Source organism: Sphingorhabdus profundilacus (genome assembly GCF_009769755.1).
Taxonomy (GTDB): Bacteria; Pseudomonadota; Alphaproteobacteria; order Sphingomonadales; family Sphingomonadaceae; genus Sphingorhabdus_B; species Sphingorhabdus_B profundilacus.
Genome location: NZ_SDWJ01000002.1, coordinates 617,437 through 636,029 on the forward strand (window position 1 = coordinate 617,437; position 18,593 = coordinate 636,029).

Genomic DNA, 18,593 nt, shown 5'->3' on the forward strand with positions numbered 1-18,593 from the left:
CCGGCCATGGCGTCACACACCCCTGATATCCGGCGGTCAGAATTCCAGCCTCCTGCCAGCACTGGCGGCCAACGGGCCATTTCCGGCTTTCTATACCAGATTCTGCGGAGCGTTCAGCTCGGGCTGCGGGTGAGTGCGCAGATCTACAGTAATGGGCCAAATGCCGGAACACAAACGATGCAGCTCGTCCTCGAGCCTGGCGATGGGGGCGATCACCGGGTTGATCAGCATCGCTTTTCAACTATCGAGCAGGTCAAGATGCGGCGCGGCAGCCAGCCCTGGTCCGCAGGCGCAATAGCCCGCGAGGTATTTCCAGATCTACTCAAGGCAGCAAAGCCTGGCGGTTGTCAGAGCTTTACCTTTGTTACCGACAATCCGCTTGGCCTCGGACCGCTTCGCGAATTCCTTGAGCACCGGCAGGCAGCTGCAAGTATAGCAACCAGGTTCGGCTGGGGACCAAAACGGCTTACCGCTGCCGAATTTTTAGAAAGAATTGCAAAAGAGGCCGGTGTAGCAGCTCACGACAAAAAATTGGCTTGGTTGCTCGACAATCTTTCGCTTGAAGTGATCGATACGGCAGCGGCGGAGCGCGAGATTGAGGCCTTGATCGGAAGCATATTGGCGCCCGGCCAGGACGCTGCAGGCAAACGGCGGGAACTGACTCAGAGGCTTCTTGAAGCGGCCGGTTCCGGGCAGACAATCGACGCGGCAAGCCTGCTGGCGATGATCGATCAACAGGCCGTCATTCGTCTCGGTCATGTCCAGAGCTTGCCGCGCGCGCTGGATGCTGCGGTGAAACGCGATTGCGCGACGCTTGGCTATTCTGCAGCGCATCAGGCACGATCCGGCAACATAGTTCCGGATGCGGCGCTCACCATTTATTCTGGCGAATCCGGCCAGGGGAAGACATGGTCGCTCTGCCAGTCCGCGCTGGCACAAAGTGCGCGCGGCGAATGGACAATCGTCATGCGGGCACCGAACAGCTTGCAGGAAATTGTAGAAGCACTGAACGAGCGCTTATGGCGTCCAGCCTATTCCGAAAGCGTTTCTCCACAAATCATGGCGCAGCGATTCATGCGCGCGTCGCCGAATGACGGTTTCTGGCTTACGCTTTATATTGATGATCTGCAAAATCGCAGGCTCGCAGAAGAGATCGCGAGGCTGGATTGGTACATATATGGCATACGGATCGTAATCTCCGCGCAACCACGTATTACCCTTGCAATCCGGCGCCAGCATCCGGGCGCCGCTGTCCAGCCGATCGGCAATTTCACAGGTGCTGACCTTCGCCGCTTCCTGACGCATCACGGGCGTGATGCTGCGCTCGACACTGTGCCTGATGACATATTCGAGCTTCTGCTGAAGCCAATACATGCAAGCATATTTGCCCAGCTCCCCGTTCGGCCGGCTTGGTCGAACGCCTCGGAATATGAGCTATTCAAAGCATATTGGAACTTTGCAACTAGCGAAGCCCGGGAGCAATATGATCACCGCTCGGATCGCGATGCATTGGTGGCGCTTGCAGGCTCGCTGCTGGGTTCATCTTCACGCTATCCCTGGCCGGCGCGCGACGCGCGGGCGGCTGGTCTGGATGATGTCGCGATCACCCGTCTTGAGGCCGTTGGGCTCGTTCGCTGGTTCGATGCGGATGCGCTTCAATTTGCGGCAGATCGCATGCTGAACTGGGCAGTCGCCGAATATATGGCTGCGCGGGTGGAAGACGAGCAGTGGTCAGCTGCCAGGCTTGATGCCGAGCTCGAGCGAATTGAGGGCATTACAACCATCCACGACGAGCCCATCGGGCGAAGACTGGGTTACGTCTTTCTTGACCTTATTTGGCTCCTCGCTGGCGGCAACGATCCGGGGCTGGTTGCGGATACACTGCGAGCGCAGATACAGCGCCTTCCGCACGAATGGCGGGGCGATAGCATGTGGAAGGACCATCTCGCTACAGTGGGCGGACGGCTGATACCCGTATTGGAAGTCTTAGCCCTGCAGGATTTTGACGATGAAAACGACTGGGACATTCCCGGCAATATTCCGGTCGCATTGGCCGCGATTGGCAAAAGTGATCGTGGTCCCGTTGTGGATTTGACAAGACGTTTGCTAGTGGCGGGTTCCGAAAGCGCAATCAACATTGCGCTCGGTATAGCCAGCCGTCTGGCTGCACCTGAACTCCTCGATCAGCTTTGGCGCGAACATCTCGAACGAGAACGTGCATTTGACGTCAGCAACCTAAGTCCGGATGCAGGCAATGACCGGGTCGAGAAGATGTTTCGCAGGGATCTGAGCTGGAAAGCGGTGAGGCGGGCAGCGGCTTTCGACGACAGCTGGCTCGACAGACAGATTGGAAGGGCGCTCGATCCGTTCGAACTCAACCAACTGCTTTGGCTTGTTACTAATGATGATTGTTTGAGCGACGAGCGTTCGGAGCAAATCTGGCTGCGTCACCGATCACATCTTTTGGCTCACTTGCCCAGCGACAGCAAGGCAATGATCAATGCAGTCGGCCATTTTGGTGATACAGCGTGTAAATCCTGGCTCGATGCAGTTCCGCTTGGACTTGACTACGGCATGGGTGCGCGTGTCCTTCGCAGTCGCGCGCGGATCGATAAGACAGCCGCGTTGCGCCAGATTGGCGAACGCAGCGAAGAGTATATCTGGAGTGCCGCTAAATGGTGGATTGACGAACTTGCGGCAAGCGATCCAGGCGGTCTGTCGCGTGCCGTCATGGACAATGCACTCAAGGGAAACGATCCGCTCACCGATATTGTGCTGTGTTATGGCAGGGCACCAGAGCTGATCGATCCCTCGACGCTCGAGTGGGTCCTTGATCAATTCGCCAATGCGCTACAAATTTACAACGACACAGACGCGGATGGCGAATTGGGTCCACTGGCTCACCCTCTTCGCTTCCTCACGAAATTGACCGAACCCTGGCAATTTGACCGCATCGCAAATCGCGCCGGAAGCGTGCTTGAGCAAGAGTTGGTCCATCTTGCTACCGGACGGGAAGGCCGCACATCGCGGCTGCGCGATTCCGACGGGGTCGAATGCGAGCAGTTGTTGGCAATGATTGCCGGCGAGGGGTATGACCGATTGGTACTTTCCGAGCTGCAGCGTCCTAATGTCTTTGGCCGGGAAGACGGTTACAAAGCTGCCCACTGGACAGGCAGTGACGCCGTCAAAACTGCGTTCATTTCAGCGCGTGAGACCGATGTTCCAGATGCCTACCGTAATGTTATTGCCATGCAGGCGCTGGCCATTCATCAGTGCGATGACGCGCTCGAGCAAATGGTCCGCGCGGGTGCTCCGATCTATGTGAACGCTGCTGAAATGCGAAGTGCAGACGGGCGGCCAACCGAAAACCTGCGAGTACGCATCGAAACGCTCATCGCCAGTGGCGATCCCGAAGAGCAACGCATAGCGGCGAGGCTTGCTGGATTTTTGACTGAAGCGTCGCAGGCAGAAATATTGCTCCCGCTTTTTATCGACCCCGATATCGGCGAAGGCGTCAAGCAGGTGATCATTGGTACATTCAACGCGCTCGGCTTTTATGATCCATCGATGTTGCCTGTAGCGGTCCAGTTGATCACTGGCAGGATCGACGACGAGGCTCAGTTTCTTGCTGCTTTTCTGGCCGCCAAAGGCGACGGCGATGCCCGCAGGGCCGTCTCCCAGTGGCTTGCCGATCTCGATATGGGAACCTGGTCGCGGTCCCGCGATGCCTTTATCGCTCCACTTTTGCAGCATGACGACAGTCGTCCCGCCGTGATCGAGTTCCTGCAGCGATCAAGACAGGGCGGACATGTTTTGATTGAATCCCACTATCTCCGGTTGCTGGCGGAGAATGACGATCGCGATGCGCATAAGGAACTGGTAGAGGCAGCCTACCGCCAACCACGTGCCTCTTTCCTGGCAACCGGTGCCGCCATCAACTATCTGCGTACCCAGGACAGCGACGAGGCATTCTTCGCAGCGCGACGTTACTTTGCCAGGCATGAATCGGTCGATGCAATTGCGTTGATGCTCGAAATCGACCCCGCGACCGCAGCTCCGCTGTTGGTGGAAGCTTACAGCCTGGCCAAGCCATCGTTGAAGTCGGCTATTGCTCGACAGTTGCGCACGCGCCTTCCTGCCGGGGACTGTAAGCGGATTATCGATGCACTAGCGGTTCGCGAAACAGCATGCGACCGCCTCATAGCGACGGAGCTCGCCGGCTGGATGCCGCCTGGCATGGATTTTGGCTGGCTGGATACTTTCGCCGCAACAGGTAGCGCAAGGATAAGAGCGGCAGCGCGCACGAGCTTGCGCAAACGGTCTCGCGAGGCTGCGGCTATGGCACATCTCGCTGCAATGGGGCATTCTCCAAAGCCGCTCAAATGGGCGAGACTGCTAACGATCTTTGACTGCGTCGATCCCTACTTCCTTTGGTCGAGCAACGATCCTGCTAGCCTGCAGGATTTTGTTGATAACAACCCTCCCGAATTTCTGGTCGAGGCAAGGCAGTTGCACACACGCGCGACCAAGAAGCAAGATGATGCGGCAAAGCGGGCGGACAAAGACGCTCAGTGACGTTATTCGTCTGGAATACCGGAGCCTGGTCTATCGAAAGGACCGGCAAGCCAAGTGCTCAGATACTCGGCAACCATGGCAATGAATTGTTCCCTCTGGTTTTCAGCCGCTCGGGTGAACATCTCCAAGGGCAAGGCTAACAGCCGGTCATAGGACCGTGGATGAATCGCGAAGCGCGGCAAAAGGGGAATGCCCAGCTCGACTGCGGCGGCCGCGAATAGGATTCTCTGGATGTGCCCGTTTCCGTCCAGGAACGGGTGGAGCTTTCCCCACCAGCAGAAGAGATGGGTGAGCATAAGCAGTTGGGTATAAGTTGGCGCATGGTGCGCTTCTTGAATTTCTTGCGTGATCTGCCGGAGCAGAAAGTCGACCTTGTCCGGCAACCCCTCAGGCGCTTCAAAAGCAAAATGCCCACCCGGCTTGAACAGCATTGGCGCCGATATCTCACGTTTTTCGAGCGACGTGGCGACTGTTCCTCGATAGGTCCCGGCATATTCTGGATGTGAATCGGGCGCGAAATCTCTGAAAAGCGAAGCATGTAGGTCGCGCGGATCGGTTAGGATGGCGCGGCGATAGTCGACATTATTTTGCAGATTTCGAAAAACTTCTGCTGCCGCAAGTTGCATGGCTTCGTCATAGCCTTCAGCCGAATGCACCTGCCAGGGCGGATATATTGTCATCCTATTGCTAAGTTCCAAGGCGCCATATCACGCATTACGAGTCCGGCATCGTTTCGGGTGTGAAAGGAATTGAAATGCACCACTCACCCGACGACTGATAGAAATGAATGCCGCCGAGTTCAAAGGCTTCGCGTGCAACATCGATGAGTGGCGCAAAGACATCCTGATCCACGCTCCATTCTGCTTGGCTTTCCCACAATGAGCGGCAGTGCCGCCGTAGCGCATCGGCAAGCTCGGCATAGCCGGCCTCTTCAACTGCGGCCTGGGCATCTGGAAAATCATGCCAATCCAAATTGTCGGCATCCATCCCGCCAAATAGATAGGCTATGGCTTTCAAAGGTTGGCACAATTCACCGCCAGCTTCGCTGATAATACGCTGATTATCGCCGTGAATCCGGTAGGCCGTTATATACGCGTGCGCCCGTTCAAGCGCGCCGGGCACGACGGCGATGACAGTTGCGGAATGCTGCTCATTCTGGAGCGGAGCGAACGGCGCCGACAGCCGGCAGACCGCATACTCATCCCAGCAAATGTTCGCGATCTGAAATAGCACCGCGCGTTCGAAATCTGCAATCACTGCCCCGAGGCGTGCATCCGGCACGACCACATCAAGCTGTGCGTTGACTTGAACATGACCGCATTCATGAGCGATGATCCCTATAGCGCTCTTGCGATCGTCATCAGTCGCAGCCTCTCCAGCGATAAGGGAGACGAGCATTTTGGCATTGAAAACCAGGTGACTTTTGCGGAATCCGTCTCGCATCACCTGACAGGTCTTTGCGACGCCTTGGAGTTCCTCGGTGTTGGTCCGATCCAACGGTTTAAGCCCCGCCATTCCTCGATCGATCTCGGCCAGTGCTGCGTCATAGTCGATGGCAATTGTTACACCATCAAGCGTAGAGAGATCGATGAAGCTGCCGATGGTGGCCACACACTCGCCAACGGTCTTGCCAAGTTCAGTCGCGGCCTCACCGTTGCTGAAGCCCTTGACGATGACTGGTACCTGAGGCGTAGTTGTGGGTGGGAGATTGTCCCAGTCAATCTCGCGCATCGCTTCAGCGTTTCAACCGAACGCAAAGGCGCCGGGCCGGCTCGCGGAAGGCGTGCTCGCCGCCCTCCAGAATGTCGCAACCTGCCTTGCGGATCGCCGGGTCCTCGAGATTACCGGAGCGATAACCGATCAGTGGCAACTGGCCGACTGGATGGGTGCCAGCATGCGCGACGATGATCTGGTCCGCATCGGTATTGATTACGAGATTTGCGTTGCGCGGGTCCCATTGCAGCCAAGTTACGCCGATATCTAAATTGGGCATCTCGTGCTCAGCCATTTTTTGAAACTATCCGCAATCAAGCGCGTTGACCTGATCAGCTTCGACCTCGCCGCAGTGGTTATGATTAGGGTCGCACGTTGCGGAAGATTGGATTCGATTCGTCATCTTCTTTTTCTAGCATCTTCTTATACCACTTGACACTTTCATCAATCAGATTGGATTTTCACGTCTTGGCTGTTTGGTCGGCCCTACGATGAGGCAACAAACTGCAACGGGTTCCCGACTCGACGGTAAAACGCTAGAAGCGATTCGACGTTGCACGTTCGCATTGCGCGGTACCAATTTGGGCAAATGATAGCGATTGTCTCCGAAAGGTCAGGCTGCAAAAAATTGCGAAATTAACAAACTAAATCAAAATGATAACATAATGACGGCCTCATTTACGGAAGCGCTCTTGAAAAAATATTTTTTCGCTATTTATTTCAATTAGTTAGATGTCATCAAAACAATCGAGTGGGAATGATGGCGGCATGAAGCGCATCGATGGCGCGATTTCCGGCGGGTGCCAATGCGGCGCGGTGCGCTATCATGCGACCGCCGTGCTCGACTCGTCGCACATCTGCCATTGCCGGATGTGCCAGAAAGCAGTCGGCAATTTCTTCGCCGCCTTGATCGGCATCCCGCGCGACGCCTTTACATGGACGCGGGGTACGCCCGCACTCTACCAAAGCTCTGATCCCGTCACCCGCGGATTTTGCGCTGATTGCGGCACGCCACTGCTCTATGACTATACAACGAGCGCGCATCTGAATGTCACCACCGGATCGCTTGACGACCCGTCCGCCTTCCCGCCACAGGTGCAATTCGGGGCGGAGGGACGGATGCCGTGGTTCGCGGATATCGGCGGACTGGCCGATGAAGGCAGCACCGAAGAGACCATGGCGGAGCATGTCGCGCAGATCCGCGCCAGCAATCACCAGCATCCCGACCATGATACCGACCAATGGCCAAACTGATGCCGCAAACGCCCGATCTTTCCGCCAGCCAGTTGAGCGAGATCATCGAGATGGCGCTATCCGACCATGTCAGCTTTGGCCAGATAACGCAGCAGCATGGCGTTACACCAGACCAGATAAAGTCTATCATGCGTGAAAATCTGAAACCGGGAAGTTACCAAAGCTGGCGCAAGCGTGTGCGCGAATTTGGCGACCGGAGGGAGCATTATAAATGACGATAACCCTATATGGCATACCCAATTGCGATACTGTCAAAAAGGCACGGCAATATCTGGGCGACCGGGGAATCGCATTCCATTTTCATGATTATAAAAAAGACGGGATCGCAATTGAAACTCTGGAACGATGGATCGAACAGGTCGGTTGGGAAAAGTTACTCAACAAGGCCGGTACGACTTTCAAAAAACTCGCCGATGCGGATAAGATCGGCATCGACACAGATAAGGCGATTGCGCTGATGCAAGCCAACCCGTCGATGATCAAGCGCCCCGTCGTCGAGGGCGGTCCCAATTTGCTGGTCGGATTCAATCCTGAAATCTATGATCGAGAGGAGCTTTGAAGCCACAATGAAACTGCTGTTGCCATTTCTCTGTGCCGCCCTTCTGTCCTCATGTTCTGCTTCGGAGAGCCAAGCCATGCAAAAAACCACTGACGGCCCCGTCATCATTATCGCGCACCGTGGGGCCAGCGGAGAACGCCCTGAGCATAGTATCGCCAGCTACACATTGGCGATTGAGCAAGGCGCCGATTTTATCGAGCCAGATCTGGTGCTGACCAAGGACGCCGTGCTCGTCGCGCGGCACGAGAATGAAATTTCGGAAACAACCGATGTTGCCACAAAAGCGGAATTTGCGAACCGCAAGACCAGCAAGATAATCGATGGCCAGAAAATGACCGGCTGGTTTACCGAAGATTTCACCCTTGCCGAGTTGAAAACCCTGCGCGTGAAGGAACGGCTACCGCAACTGCGTGGTGCCAACACTGCCTATGACGGGCAATTCGAAATTCCGACATTTGAAGAAATTTTGGACCTTGCAAAAACATATGGGGCAAAGTCCGGTCGGATCATTGGTGTATATCCGGAAACCAAGCATCCGTCCTATTTTGCTTCAATTGGCCTTCCGCATGAGGCACCGTTACTGGCGCTATTGCAACGCTATGGCCTTGTTGAAAAGACATCGCCAATATTTATCCAGTCATTCGAAGTGGAAAACCTCAAGGCTTTGCGCGCCAAAACAAAGGTGCGACTGATCCAATTACTGGATGAAAAAGGCAGCCCGGCCGACAGGCCCGATCTCACTTATCCGGAAATGGCAACAGCCGAGGGATTGCAGGCGATTGCGACCTATGCCGACGGAATTGGCCCCAATAAGGCGCTGGTCATTCCACGTAATCTGCTGGGCAATCTGGGCACCCCCACAAACCTTGTCCGTGATGCACATAAGGCAGGCCTTGCTGTCCATCCATGGACTTTCCGTCGCGAAAATTACTTCCTGCCGCTCAGTGCAAAATCGGGTGTCGACCCGCGGGCTGCGGGTGATCTGGCGGCGGAAATCAGGGCCTTTATTGCCACTGGCATTGATGGACTTTTCAGCGACAATCCAGCCGAAGCGGTTGCGGCCGCCAAACGCTAATCGGCATGCCGGTTCAAGGTTCGCCATAAAGTTAGGACGGCAATTGCCATCAATGTCGCCGCAAGCATGTAAGGGGCGCCCGGGAAAAATAGCCCGACTTTATCGGCATATGCCCCGAACACTCCGGTCATGGTCGGCGGACCGAGGATTGCGGTCAAGCTGACCACACTGCCAATCGCGCCTTGCAGCTCCCCTTGCGAATCTTCGGCTATTTTGACCGTCATCAAACTTTGCATTGAAGGAAATGTAAGGCCGCTGATCGCCCCGATTATGAGCCCTGTGATCATCATGGCGGATGAAGTGGCAAAGCCAATAACAAGATAGCTTGGGATGGCGAAAATCAAGCTCCAGACGGCTGTCCGCACCGCGCCGAAACGGCTAATGACTTTACCGACCAAAACGCCTTGGATCACGGCGAGAAGCATGCCGAACAAGGCAACCGTCGCACCGATGGTCAATGGACCCCAATCGAATTTCAAAGCGCCATAATAGCTCCAGACAGCGAAGTTTGCCTGCGCGGCAAATTGCATGAAGAAAATTGTGATGAGGCAACCGAGAACCAGAGGCGTCTTTGACATTTGTACCATAGTGCCAAATGGATTTGCTCTTGAAAGGCTGAATCTTCGGCGTTTTTCCACCGGTAAAGTTTCCTTTAACGCATAAGCGCCATAGGCTGCGCCCATCAGGCTCAATACACTGGCGACGATGAATGGCACCCGATCGCCGAGCAGCCCGAATGCACCGCCAAGCGCCGGACCGAGTACAAAACCCGCCGCGCCTGCCCCACCGAGCACGCCATAAACTGCGCCCCGTTTATCCGGAGGGACAATGTCAGCAACGCAGCTATTTGCAGCAGCCCATGTCGCCCCCATGATGCCGGAAATCATGCGCCCCAAAAACAGCCACGCGAGCGTGGGTGCCCATGCCATTACCGCATAATCAATTCCCAAAGTGGTCAGCGTTACGAGCAAAATCGGCCGACGCCCGAAACGATCCGACAGACCGCCGATTACTGGCGAGAAAAAGAACTGCATGATGGCATAAGCAAAAAGCAGCCAACCACCAATTTCAGCGGCACGGTCAAGCCCTTCATGACTCAAATTCATAACGAGCCGGGGCATGACAGGCACAATCAAACCGATACCTGCCATGTCGATGAAGACGATGAAGGCAATAAGGCCTAGCGCCGGGCGATTTGCTGTTTTATCCATCAGGCCCCCATATCTGTGGGGTAACCCCATGATTTTCAGTCGTCAAGTTGAAGGCCAAGGAAGCCGGGGAGCATTATTCAGGCCTTCGGTGCTGCGCGGCACTTTCGGTTAGGGGATATCATCTTGCCATCGGAACACATCTTCCAAAGATTTTCCGAACACATGGGCAATGCGGAACGCGACTTCTAAGGACGGGGAGTATCGGCCTTGTTCAATTGCTGCGATGGTCTGGCGCGTCACACCAACCTTGTCCCCAAGGTCCCCTTGCGTCATTTCACCGGCCAGAAAACGCAATGTCTTTATTTCGTTGCTGAAGGGTATATGTGCCATGCTCAAGCACCTTTGCGATAGAAATATAGCTGCGAGCCGACCCGGATGACTTCCGACACAACAAGGGTGGCGATCAGGATATTGACCGAATATCCGAAGCCTATGCCATTTATCAGGAAAAATATATTGGCCCACACGCCCAGTACCAGCGGGTAATAGGCCATGTGCGTTCCCCGCAGATGGATTGTTTTCTCTCGCTCATCCTCTTTCAAATTGGCTTCTTTTGGTGTGCGGATGGCGAAAAATACGGTCCCGGCGATCATCGGGACAAGGAATATGATGGTTACCGGTATCAGCATTCCCACGGCCGTCCATACGCCCTGCTGTGTATTGGCAATAGTCCAAGGGTACGCCAAAAAGTACCAGCCAAAAGCCACAATCAAACCGAAAAGTGCGACCCAATGTATTTTTTCGCGAAAGGACATTTCCCATCTCCAATGTTAATTGATTCGCACTCAATGTTATATATAATTAACACCGAGTCAAATTTTTATGACATATTTTCGCTTCGTGCTTTTGCAATGCCGGATTAACCGCTAAGCCGCCGCGCATGTCCACTCGACCCCAAACGCTCACCTTTGACACGTCAACCAGCCGTGCCAACCCCACGCCTTCACCGATGAAAAGGTTGACGGTGCCCCGCATCCGGCAACGAAAGGGCGGTGAACCCCTGGTCATGCTGACTGCCTATACAGTCCGAATGGCGCAGCTGCTGGATCCGCATTGCGATATGTTGCTGGTGGGCGATTCGCTTGGCCAAGTGATCTATGGATTGCCGCATACCGTGGCGGTCACGATGGAAATGATGGCCGCTCATGGCGCGGCCGTGGTTCGCGGCAGTTACCACGCCGCGGTGATTGTCGATATGCCCTTTGGTTCCTATGAAGCATCGCCCGAGCAGGCCTTTGTCAACGCCTCACGCCTGTTGAAAGAAACAGGTGCGGCAGCGGTCAAAATCGAGGGTGGGCGGGTGCTCGCCCCGACCGTGGAATTTCTGACGTCGCGTGGCATTCCGGTCATGGCACATGTCGGCCTGACACCGCAGGCGGTCAATATTTTGGGGGGATATGGTGTGCGCGGTAAAAGTCCCGAAGAAGCCAAATCCATTGTCGAAGACGCAGTCGCCATGTCTGACGCGGGTGCTTTTTCGATGGTTATCGAAGGGGTTTTGGAACCTATCGCCATCGAAATTACCAATAAGATCGACTGCCCGACCATCGGCATCGGCGCATCGGCACAATGCGATGGTCAGGTATTGGTGACAGAAGATATGTTGGGCCTGTTCGACCGCGTGCCAAAATTCGTCAAAAAATTCGGCAATATGGGCATGTCCGTCGAAGAAGCGGTGCGCGAATATGCCAGCGGTGTGCGCGACCGTAGCTTCCCTGGACCTGATCAATTGTATGAACCTGTTTGAAGCAGGGCTGGCCTATCGCCGCGAGTCCCGCTAAGGACGGCGCAACAATATGGTTATCATGCAAATTCGGAGGCCCTTTTGGCTTTAACACCGACTGAAAAACGCGCCGGAAGCGATGAAGCTTTCCTGCGTGAAGTGGACGACGCAGTACGCGCAAGCGATCTCACCAATTTCTGGACTCGCTACGGCCGGTGGATGCTTGCGACGATTGTCGCTGGACTTTTGGCCTTTGGCGGCTGGATCATCTACCATAACCAGCAACAGGCAAAAGCAGACAGACAGAGCGAAGAATTTGTCGATGCCATGGATAAACTGCGCGCCGGACAAGCTAAGCAGGGCCGCGACAAGCTCGCTCGGCTTGCCAAGGCCGAACAGCCCGGGTACCGGGCGATGGCGCAAATGGTAGAGGCAAATTTGCTCGGCGAAGATGGTAAGACCAAAGAAGCAATCGCGATTTACACCAAGGTGGCCAAGGATAGCAGTCTGCCACAAACTTTCCGTGATTTGGCGCTCATCCGTCAGACCAGTGCGGAATTTGACACGCTTCCACCGCAGGCAGTTGTTGACCGGCTGAAACCTCTGGCGACACCGGGCCATGCATGGTTTGGCAGCGCAGGCGAGCTAACGGCGCTGGCCTATATGAAAATGGGCAAAGACAATCTGGCGGGGCCCATTTTTGCCAAGATTGCCAAACAGGAAGGCATTCCTCAAAGCCTTCGGAGCCGGGCACAGCAAATGGCGGGCGCGCTCGGCATTGATACCGTTCAGGTTGACGACAAGACAAGTGCGGCAAAAACGGCAGATAAATCCGCCGCCAAGGGAGAGTGAATTCGTGAAAACCAACGCAAAATTGCTATTGGCATTTGCCGCAACGGCGATGCTGGGTGGCTGCGCCGCGCTTGACGGTCTGCAGGGGGATGCCGGCAAGAAAAACAACACGCCAACCATCGGAAACCGCGTCGATATATTGGGCACCGAACGCGACACAGAAGTTGACCCTGCACTAAGCAGCGTAGCAGTAATCCTCCCCCCCCCATTGGTCAACGATGCCTGGGCACAGCCGGGTGGCAATGCGTCCAAATCCCCCGGTCATGTTGAACTTGGCCTGGGACTTACCCGTATCTGGAGCGCGAGTGTTACCGGCGCGAATCCGCGTGCACGCCTTGCCGCTAGTCCGGTGGTCAGCGATGAGCGGGTCTATGTCGTTGACACAACTGCACGCGTCACCGCTTTCAATGCCAACAGCGGCGCACAAATCTGGTCCAATGCACTTGAAATTGATGATGATGGCAAGCCATCGCGCTTTGGCGGCGGAGTCAGTGCAACAGCCACGATGGTGTTTGCAACCAACGGGGTGGGCGATGTTGCCGCCCTGGCCGCCGATACCGGCGCGTTGAGCTGGCAAAAGCGTCCTGCCGGTCCTTTGCGCGGCGCACCGACTTTGTCGAATGGCAATGTCTATGTCATGACGCAGGACAATCAAATCTATGCGTTGCGCCAAACCGATGGCGAACCGCAATGGAATGAAGCCGGGCCGGTTGCCGCGTCAGGCATATTCGGCGTAGGCGCACCGGCTGCGGCACAAGGTACGGTTATTGCTGGTTATTCGAGCGGAGAGCTTGCTGCATATCGGTATGAAAATGGCCGTAGTTTGTGGACCGATACTCTGTCGCGTACTGCGATGTCGACATCAGTGTCGACATTGACGGATATTGATGCTGATCCGGTGATTGATCGTGGACGCGTTTTTGCCCTCGGTAAGGGGGGGCGCATGGCGTCCTATGAATTGGTTACAGGACAGCGTATTTGGGAAATCAATATTGCCGGAATTTCGACTCCGGTCGCGGCCGGTGAGTGGGTTTTTGTTATGACCGACGAAGCCCGCCTTCTTTGCGTTGCCCGTTCGAGCGGTAAAATCCGCTGGATTTCGAAATTGCAACGCTATGGCAATGAAGAAAAGAAGAAAGGACCAATTAGCTGGTATGGCCCTGTTCTGGCAGGCGGTCGCCTGATCGTTGCGAGTTCGAAAGGCAATATCTGGTCCATTTCACCCGAAGAAGGGGTCGCGAACGAGGTTTTCGATTTGAAATCCCCGGTGTCGCTTGCCCCGATTGTGGCGAATAAAACACTTTATATCCTTGATGACTCGGGCCGAATCTCGGCTTTTCGCGGATAATGCATTAGGAGGAGTAACGGCATGTTGCCGACGGTAGCCATTATCGGTCGGCCCAATGTCGGCAAATCGACTTTGTTCAACCGGCTGGTTGGCAAAAAGCTTGCGCTTGTCGATGACACCCCCGGCGTTACCCGCGACCGGCGGGAAGGTCAGGGCAGGTTGTTCGATCTTGAGTTTACGATTGTCGACACTGCCGGATATGAAGACGAAGATCCGGATACGCTGCCTGGACGGATGCGGATGCAGACAGAAGCGGCAATTTCCGGTGCACAGGTGGCACTATTTCTAATTGATGGCCGCGTTGGCGTTACTCCACTAGATGAAGAAATTGCGCGATGGCTTCGCAGCAGCGCTACCCCGGTCGTGTTGGCGGTCAACAAGGCAGAGGGCAAGCAAGGCGATGACGGCATTTTAGAAAGTTATGCCCTTGGTTTTGGTGATCCTATTGCGATCAGCGGCGAGCATGGTGAGGGCATGGCGGATCTGTTCCAGGCGTTATTGCCCCATATCGACGGAGGGTCATTTGAAGTTCAGGACCCTGAAGCGCCCGACGCCATATTGAAACTCGCCATTGTCGGTCGACCCAATGCCGGTAAATCGACGCTAATAAACAAGATATTGGGCGAGAACCGACTGATCACTGGCCCCGAGGCCGGGATCACACGCGACAGTATTTCCATAGACTGGATATGGACAGATCCTCATCCCAAACAGGGTGAAGCGGACGAGGAAGGGAATATCCCCCCATTGCTAACCGACCGACGGGTGCGTCTGATCGATACCGCCGGTATGCGTAAACGCGCCAAAGTGCAGGACAAGCTCGAAAAGCTGTCTGTCGCCGACGCCCGTCACGCCATTGATTTTGCCGAGGTTGTTGTCTTGTTGCTTGATGCGACCAAGGGCCTTGAAGTCCAGGATTTGAAGATCGCCGATCATGTCATTCAAGAAGGCCGGGCGCTGATCATTGCGATTAACAAAAGGGATATTGCGGAAAACGGAAGCAGCCTCTTCAACGGTATTCGCGCAGCGCTTGAAGAGGGCCTGTCGCAGTTAAAGGGCGTGCCGTTGATCGCTGTTTCCGCGGCAACGGGCAAAGGATTGGATGTCATGATCTCCGCCGCTTTTGACGCGCGCGAAGCTTGGAACAAACGCGTGCCAACGGGAATATTGAATCGCTGGTTCGAAGCGGCGGTCGCTGCAAATCCCCCGCCAGCGCCAGGCGGCAAGCGAATCAAACTGCGCTATATGACGCAAGCCCGAAATCGGCCCCCGACCTTTGTCATTTTCGGCAATCGAACTGACGAACTTCCCGCCAGCTATGCGCGGTACTTGTTAAACGGCATCCGACGCGATCTCGACTTTGGCGCTGTACCGGTGCGGATCAATTTCCGATCGTCGAAAAATCCTTTTGCGGAAAATGACTAGGATGGGGACCTAGGATGAGAAACTCGAATGGTCCCCATCCTAATGTAGATTTTGCCAAACAGAATGTGTCAACGCTCTGTTTACCTCTCCCATTGTAAAGGAAACCGACAGGACCATTTTCGTTGTCCATGGAGCAGCGCGTTGACCGAAAAGCCGGATGATCTAATTGACTGGAAGACCTTTACCGAAACCCGTAACCTTTTAGGTGCCGGTTTCGTCAGAATATTGGGCTATTTCCGAGAGGATGGCACCAAATCGGTGGCAGCGATTGAAGAAGCCTTGCGCCTGAAAGATTCGGCCAAGCTGGTAATTCCCGCCCACACTTTGAAAGGCGAATCTTGGCAATTTGGCGCAGATAAGCTGGCGCTGCTAGCCGAAGAAATCGAAATGGCCGCCCGCCATTATGTCGAAATTCAGATCGATCCGTCGGAACTGGTCGAAAAAATCGTCCGTTTGCGGCCTGTGTTCGAAGCAACTTTATCTGCGCTTGAATCTGAAGCCAGTCCGCTGGTCGAACGCCGTCCCGTCAGTTTTGGCCAGCGCAACGCGCTTGGCGGCATGAGCTACGGCTAGACTTGAGAGTCGAGATCTAGGATAGGTACCTAGTCTTCTGCGGGCTTTGATTGCAGCTGAACATAGTTTTCAATGCCCATCCGCGCGATCATATCGAACTGTTTTTCCAGCATGTCGACATGTTCTTCTTCGCTTTCGAGAATATCCGCAAACAAATCACGGCTGACATAGTCGCGCACGCTTTCTGAATAAGCGATGGCATCTTTCAACAACGGCAGGGCTTCATATTCAAGCTCCAGATCCGCCTTCAGTATTTCTTCCACGGTTTCGCCTATGCGTAACCGGCCGAGGAGTTGAAAATTAGGCAATCCATCAAGGAAGAGTATCCGTTCCGACAAGCGGTCGGCATGTTTCATTTCGTCTATGGATTCATGTCGTTCAAAATGCGCCAGCTTCGCCACGCCCCAATTGTCGAGCATACGGTAATGCAGCCAATATTGGTTGACAGCGGTCAACTCGTTTTTGAGCGCTTCATTCAAAAACTCTATGACTTTGGCGTCGCCCTTCATCGTCTGTCTCCTGTTGGATATCCATGTTTGAATAGCGTTTTACCCCCAACAAGTGAAGGCAATATTCCAAAGATTTTCAGGGATAAAGCAGTGCTATTGCTATGCGGTCGCAGGACCGGAGCTGATAATGTTTCGCGCGAACGATAGACATTGTCCGCATTTGGGTTTGCGCCCGAGCCGGGCATAAACATCGTTGGGGCGTTCCGACCCGGTTCGTACCGCCGCGCGGAGGTCTTTCTCACGAATAGCATTACATACGCAAACAACCATCGATTCGGCTCCTGTCGAACCCGACTACCGTTAATGCGAATTGATTGCAATAGCTTTACGGCCGAGGGTCGGTTTTGCTTTTCCTACGCCTGATTCAGACCGTGGGTCTTCCCGTTTCACTGTCGAATATTTGGCGTCGGGACCTAAGCAGCATTAATGTTACCGTATCATTTTCTGAAGTTTGCCGCGGGCTAGGCTCCGCCAAAGCCATTCAAGTGGCCCGTAGCGAAAGCGGACGAGCCAGGGCTTTGACCAAAGCAGCATCCATATCCAAGTGCCGAATACGAAAGGCCAGAGCTCGATGCGGCTTAAATCACCATATAACCCGAAGCCATAGCCATAAAATATGCTGGTCATGATGATGCTGGTGCCCAAATAGTTCGTAAAGGCAGCCTGCCCCGCAGCTGTGACCCGGGCAATCAGGGCGCTGCCTGAATATCGCTCGATCACAAGGATGAGAAGCGCAGCATAACCGACTGTCAGCATCAATCTGGGTATCCCGCTCCAGACAAGAAACACAGCAACTGAATTCACCGGATCATAGCCAACCGCACATAACCCACCAGCAAGGCCGGCGCTCAATACAAGTCCGGCCGGAACAAGCCTTTTGATCCAGACGATATAATCTTCTCTAGCCCACGCACCGGTGATGAAGCCATTTTTCTTCATCGCCATGCCGATCATCATGAGCGGTAATGTCTCGGTAATTGACTGCAGCACCAGTGTAAGGGGCGCATACCATTCGGACAATTTATGTTCTACTATTGGCCAATAGCCGCCGCGATACAGCGCAAGATCTTTTTCCACATTTGGGTCGAAATCAGGGCTGTTGATGATCTTACCAAATTGCTGGGCAATTTCCGGGTCGGCATTCGGCATTGTGGCAAAAAACTGCAAAACCTGAAGCCCGCCCATTTGCAAACCCCACAACAGCAAGCCAATACCAAATATTATGAGCGCCCATTTCACAAGTTGGCGCGGTTGCCATTCCTTAAACAGGAATGCGATGCAGCCTACCGACGCGTATAAAAACAATATATCGCCAAACCATATGAAAAAATAATGGGTTAATCCGAACAGGGCGAGCCAGAACATTCTTGAAAAATGGATCTTTTTTGCACTTTCGCCCTTGGCCTGTGCACCTTCGACGATCAGCGTTAAACTCGCACCGAAGAGCAGCGAAAAAAGACCGCGCATTTTGCCATCGATGAAGATGAATGACAAAAGCCACGATAACTGGTTCTCAGTCGTTAGGCCGCCATAGGCCTTGGGTGTGACATAGGCCCATTCCGGCATCGCAAAGGCGATGATGTTCATCGCCAAAATTCCCATCACGGCAAATCCCCGCATCGCATCCAGCGTGATGTAGCGATCTGTATCTGCTGTCATGGAATCCTCCTATGTTGCAGCGGTAATACAACTTGCTTTTTCGTCGTCTAGAACTTTCAGGATTTGTTATTGACATCAATGTAGGTAACAATTATCTGACTATAAATCTATCAAATG

Annotated in this window: 18 protein-coding genes and 1 pseudogene; 10 read left to right on the forward strand and 9 right to left on the reverse strand. The window is 54.4% G+C overall.

Annotation, left to right across the window (positions count from 1 at the left end):
* Positions 1-6: 6 nt before the first annotated feature.
* Entirely contained in the window at positions 7-4,575 is a 4,569-nt protein-coding gene (locus EUU23_RS10760) for a hypothetical protein (protein WP_160354116.1), read from the forward strand.
* A gap of 2 nt (positions 4,576-4,577) precedes the next feature.
* Here EUU23_RS10760 and EUU23_RS10765 read toward each other — a convergent pair whose 3' ends face one another.
* The 3 genes and pseudogenes from EUU23_RS10765 to EUU23_RS10775 all read right to left on the reverse strand — a co-directional run.
* Positions 4,578-5,231, reverse strand: coding sequence for a Fic family protein (locus tag EUU23_RS10765; protein ID WP_343032716.1), 654 nt, complete (start codon positions 5,229-5,231; stop codon positions 4,578-4,580).
* Between the two features lie 58 nt (positions 5,232-5,289).
* Entirely contained in the window at positions 5,290-6,306 is a 1,017-nt protein-coding gene (locus tag EUU23_RS10770) for a hypothetical protein (RefSeq protein WP_160354117.1), read from the reverse strand.
* Between the two features lie 4 nt (positions 6,307-6,310).
* A pseudogene (locus tag EUU23_RS10775) lies at positions 6,311-6,520 on the reverse strand (hypothetical protein); the annotation flags it as partial.
* Between the two features lie 500 nt (positions 6,521-7,020).
* On the opposite strand from EUU23_RS10775, the gene EUU23_RS10780 reads away from it, so the two are divergent.
* The 4 genes from EUU23_RS10780 to EUU23_RS10795 all read left to right on the forward strand — a co-directional run bounded on the left by EUU23_RS10780 (position 7,021) and on the right by EUU23_RS10795 (position 9,176).
* On the forward strand, positions 7,021-7,542 hold the full coding sequence (locus EUU23_RS10780; protein WP_246156426.1) for a GFA family protein: 522 nt from the start codon (positions 7,021-7,023) through the stop codon (positions 7,540-7,542).
* Entirely contained in the window at positions 7,530-7,757 is a 228-nt protein-coding gene (locus EUU23_RS10785; protein WP_246156427.1) for a DUF2805 domain-containing protein, read from the forward strand. Before EUU23_RS10780 ends, EUU23_RS10785 begins: the two co-directional genes overlap by 13 nt.
* Positions 7,754-8,101 carry an ArsC family reductase gene (locus tag EUU23_RS10790; RefSeq protein WP_160354118.1) on the forward strand — a complete coding sequence of 116 codons (348 nt, stop codon included), beginning with the start codon at positions 7,754-7,756 and terminating at the stop codon, positions 8,099-8,101. The genes EUU23_RS10785 and EUU23_RS10790 overlap by 4 nt, the downstream gene beginning before the upstream one ends.
* A 76-nt stretch (positions 8,102-8,177) precedes the next feature.
* Positions 8,178-9,176 (forward strand): glycerophosphodiester phosphodiesterase, encoded by a 999-nt coding sequence (locus tag EUU23_RS10795; RefSeq protein ID WP_160354119.1) that lies wholly within the window; start codon positions 8,178-8,180, stop codon positions 9,174-9,176.
* Here the strand turns inward: EUU23_RS10795 and EUU23_RS10800 are convergent.
* The 3 genes from EUU23_RS10800 to EUU23_RS10810 all read right to left on the reverse strand — a co-directional run bounded on the left by EUU23_RS10800 (position 9,173) and on the right by EUU23_RS10810 (position 11,016).
* Entirely contained in the window at positions 9,173-10,387 is a 1,215-nt protein-coding gene (locus tag EUU23_RS10800; protein WP_160354120.1) for an MFS transporter, read from the reverse strand. The genes EUU23_RS10795 and EUU23_RS10800 overlap by 4 nt on opposite strands.
* Before the next feature lie 108 nt (positions 10,388-10,495).
* Positions 10,496-10,717 carry a helix-turn-helix transcriptional regulator gene (locus tag EUU23_RS10805; protein ID WP_160354121.1) on the reverse strand — a complete coding sequence of 74 codons (222 nt, stop codon included), beginning with the start codon at positions 10,715-10,717 and terminating at the stop codon, positions 10,496-10,498.
* Positions 10,718-10,719: 2 nt separating this feature from the next.
* Positions 10,720-11,016 carry a hypothetical protein gene (locus EUU23_RS10810; RefSeq protein WP_246156428.1) on the reverse strand — a complete coding sequence of 99 codons (297 nt, stop codon included), beginning with the start codon at positions 11,014-11,016 and terminating at the stop codon, positions 10,720-10,722.
* 251 nt (positions 11,017-11,267) lie between these two features.
* Here EUU23_RS10810 and panB point away from each other — a divergent pair, with 251 nt between their 5' ends.
* The 5 genes from panB to EUU23_RS10835 all read left to right on the forward strand — a co-directional run bounded on the left by panB (position 11,268) and on the right by EUU23_RS10835 (position 16,308).
* Positions 11,268-12,134, forward strand: coding sequence for a 3-methyl-2-oxobutanoate hydroxymethyltransferase (gene panB / locus EUU23_RS10815; protein ID WP_160354123.1), 867 nt, complete (start codon positions 11,268-11,270; stop codon positions 12,132-12,134).
* Positions 12,135-12,212: 78 nt separating this feature from the next.
* Positions 12,213-12,962 carry a tetratricopeptide repeat protein gene (locus tag EUU23_RS10820; protein ID WP_160354124.1) on the forward strand — a complete coding sequence of 250 codons (750 nt, stop codon included), beginning with the start codon at positions 12,213-12,215 and terminating at the stop codon, positions 12,960-12,962.
* A 49-nt stretch (positions 12,963-13,011) separates the two neighbouring features.
* Positions 13,012-14,310, forward strand: coding sequence for an outer membrane protein assembly factor BamB family protein (locus EUU23_RS10825; RefSeq protein WP_160354711.1), 1,299 nt, complete (start codon positions 13,012-13,014; stop codon positions 14,308-14,310).
* Between the two features lie 21 nt (positions 14,311-14,331).
* A complete protein-coding gene (der, locus tag EUU23_RS10830; protein WP_160354125.1) occupies positions 14,332-15,735 on the forward strand; it encodes a ribosome biogenesis GTPase Der in 1,404 nt (467 codons plus the stop codon).
* A 141-nt stretch (positions 15,736-15,876) separates the two neighbouring features.
* A complete protein-coding gene (locus EUU23_RS10835; protein WP_246156429.1) occupies positions 15,877-16,308 on the forward strand; it encodes an Hpt domain-containing protein in 432 nt (143 codons plus the stop codon).
* A gap of 29 nt (positions 16,309-16,337) precedes the next feature.
* Here EUU23_RS10835 and bfr read toward each other — a convergent pair whose 3' ends face one another.
* The 3 genes from bfr to EUU23_RS10850 form a co-directional block, all read right to left on the reverse strand.
* Positions 16,338-16,817, reverse strand: a complete 480-nt coding sequence (gene bfr / locus EUU23_RS10840) for a bacterioferritin (RefSeq protein WP_143776981.1) — start codon at positions 16,815-16,817, stop codon at positions 16,338-16,340.
* A 99-nt stretch (positions 16,818-16,916) separates the two neighbouring features.
* The gene (locus EUU23_RS10845) at positions 16,917-17,087 is read right to left on the reverse strand and encodes a (2Fe-2S)-binding protein (RefSeq protein ID WP_160354127.1); all 171 of its coding nucleotides are present in this window, start codon (positions 17,085-17,087) and stop codon (positions 16,917-16,919) included.
* A gap of 159 nt (positions 17,088-17,246) precedes the next feature.
* The gene (locus EUU23_RS10850; protein ID WP_160354128.1) at positions 17,247-18,476 is read right to left on the reverse strand and encodes a DUF418 domain-containing protein; all 1,230 of its coding nucleotides are present in this window, start codon (positions 18,474-18,476) and stop codon (positions 17,247-17,249) included.
* Between the last annotated feature and the right edge of the window lie 117 nt (positions 18,477-18,593).

Excerpts from the sequence above, each read along its gene's own strand:
- EUU23_RS10800 (WP_160354120.1), bottom strand. The coding sequence starts at position 10,387 with ATGGATAAAACAGCAAATCGCCCGGCGCTAGGCCTTATTGCCTTCATC.
- EUU23_RS10825 (WP_160354711.1), top strand. The coding sequence starts at position 13,012 with ATGCTGGGTGGCTGCGCCGCGCTTGACGGTCTGCAGGGGGATGCCGGC.
- panB (WP_160354123.1), top strand. The coding sequence starts at position 11,268 with ATGTCCACTCGACCCCAAACGCTCACCTTTGACACGTCAACCAGCCGT.
- EUU23_RS10810 (WP_246156428.1), bottom strand. The coding sequence starts at position 11,016 with ATGCTGATACCGGTAACCATCATATTCCTTGTCCCGATGATCGCCGGG.
- EUU23_RS10790 (WP_160354118.1), top strand. The coding sequence starts at position 7,754 with ATGACGATAACCCTATATGGCATACCCAATTGCGATACTGTCAAAAAG.
- EUU23_RS10760 (WP_160354116.1), top strand. The coding sequence starts at position 7 with ATGGCGTCACACACCCCTGATATCCGGCGGTCAGAATTCCAGCCTCCT.
- EUU23_RS10780 (WP_246156426.1), top strand. The coding sequence starts at position 7,021 with ATGTCATCAAAACAATCGAGTGGGAATGATGGCGGCATGAAGCGCATC.
- bfr (WP_143776981.1), bottom strand. The coding sequence starts at position 16,817 with ATGAAGGGCGACGCCAAAGTCATAGAGTTTTTGAATGAAGCGCTCAAA.
- EUU23_RS10785 (WP_246156427.1), top strand. The coding sequence starts at position 7,530 with ATGGCCAAACTGATGCCGCAAACGCCCGATCTTTCCGCCAGCCAGTTG.
- EUU23_RS10845 (WP_160354127.1), bottom strand. The coding sequence starts at position 17,087 with ATGGTTGTTTGCGTATGTAATGCTATTCGTGAGAAAGACCTCCGCGCG.
- EUU23_RS10770 (WP_160354117.1), bottom strand. The coding sequence starts at position 6,306 with ATGCGCGAGATTGACTGGGACAATCTCCCACCCACAACTACGCCTCAG.
- EUU23_RS10805 (WP_160354121.1), bottom strand. The coding sequence starts at position 10,717 with ATGGCACATATACCCTTCAGCAACGAAATAAAGACATTGCGTTTTCTG.
- EUU23_RS10850 (WP_160354128.1), bottom strand. The coding sequence starts at position 18,476 with ATGACAGCAGATACAGATCGCTACATCACGCTGGATGCGATGCGGGGA.
- der (WP_160354125.1), top strand. The coding sequence starts at position 14,332 with ATGTTGCCGACGGTAGCCATTATCGGTCGGCCCAATGTCGGCAAATCG.
- EUU23_RS10795 (WP_160354119.1), top strand. The coding sequence starts at position 8,178 with ATGCAAAAAACCACTGACGGCCCCGTCATCATTATCGCGCACCGTGGG.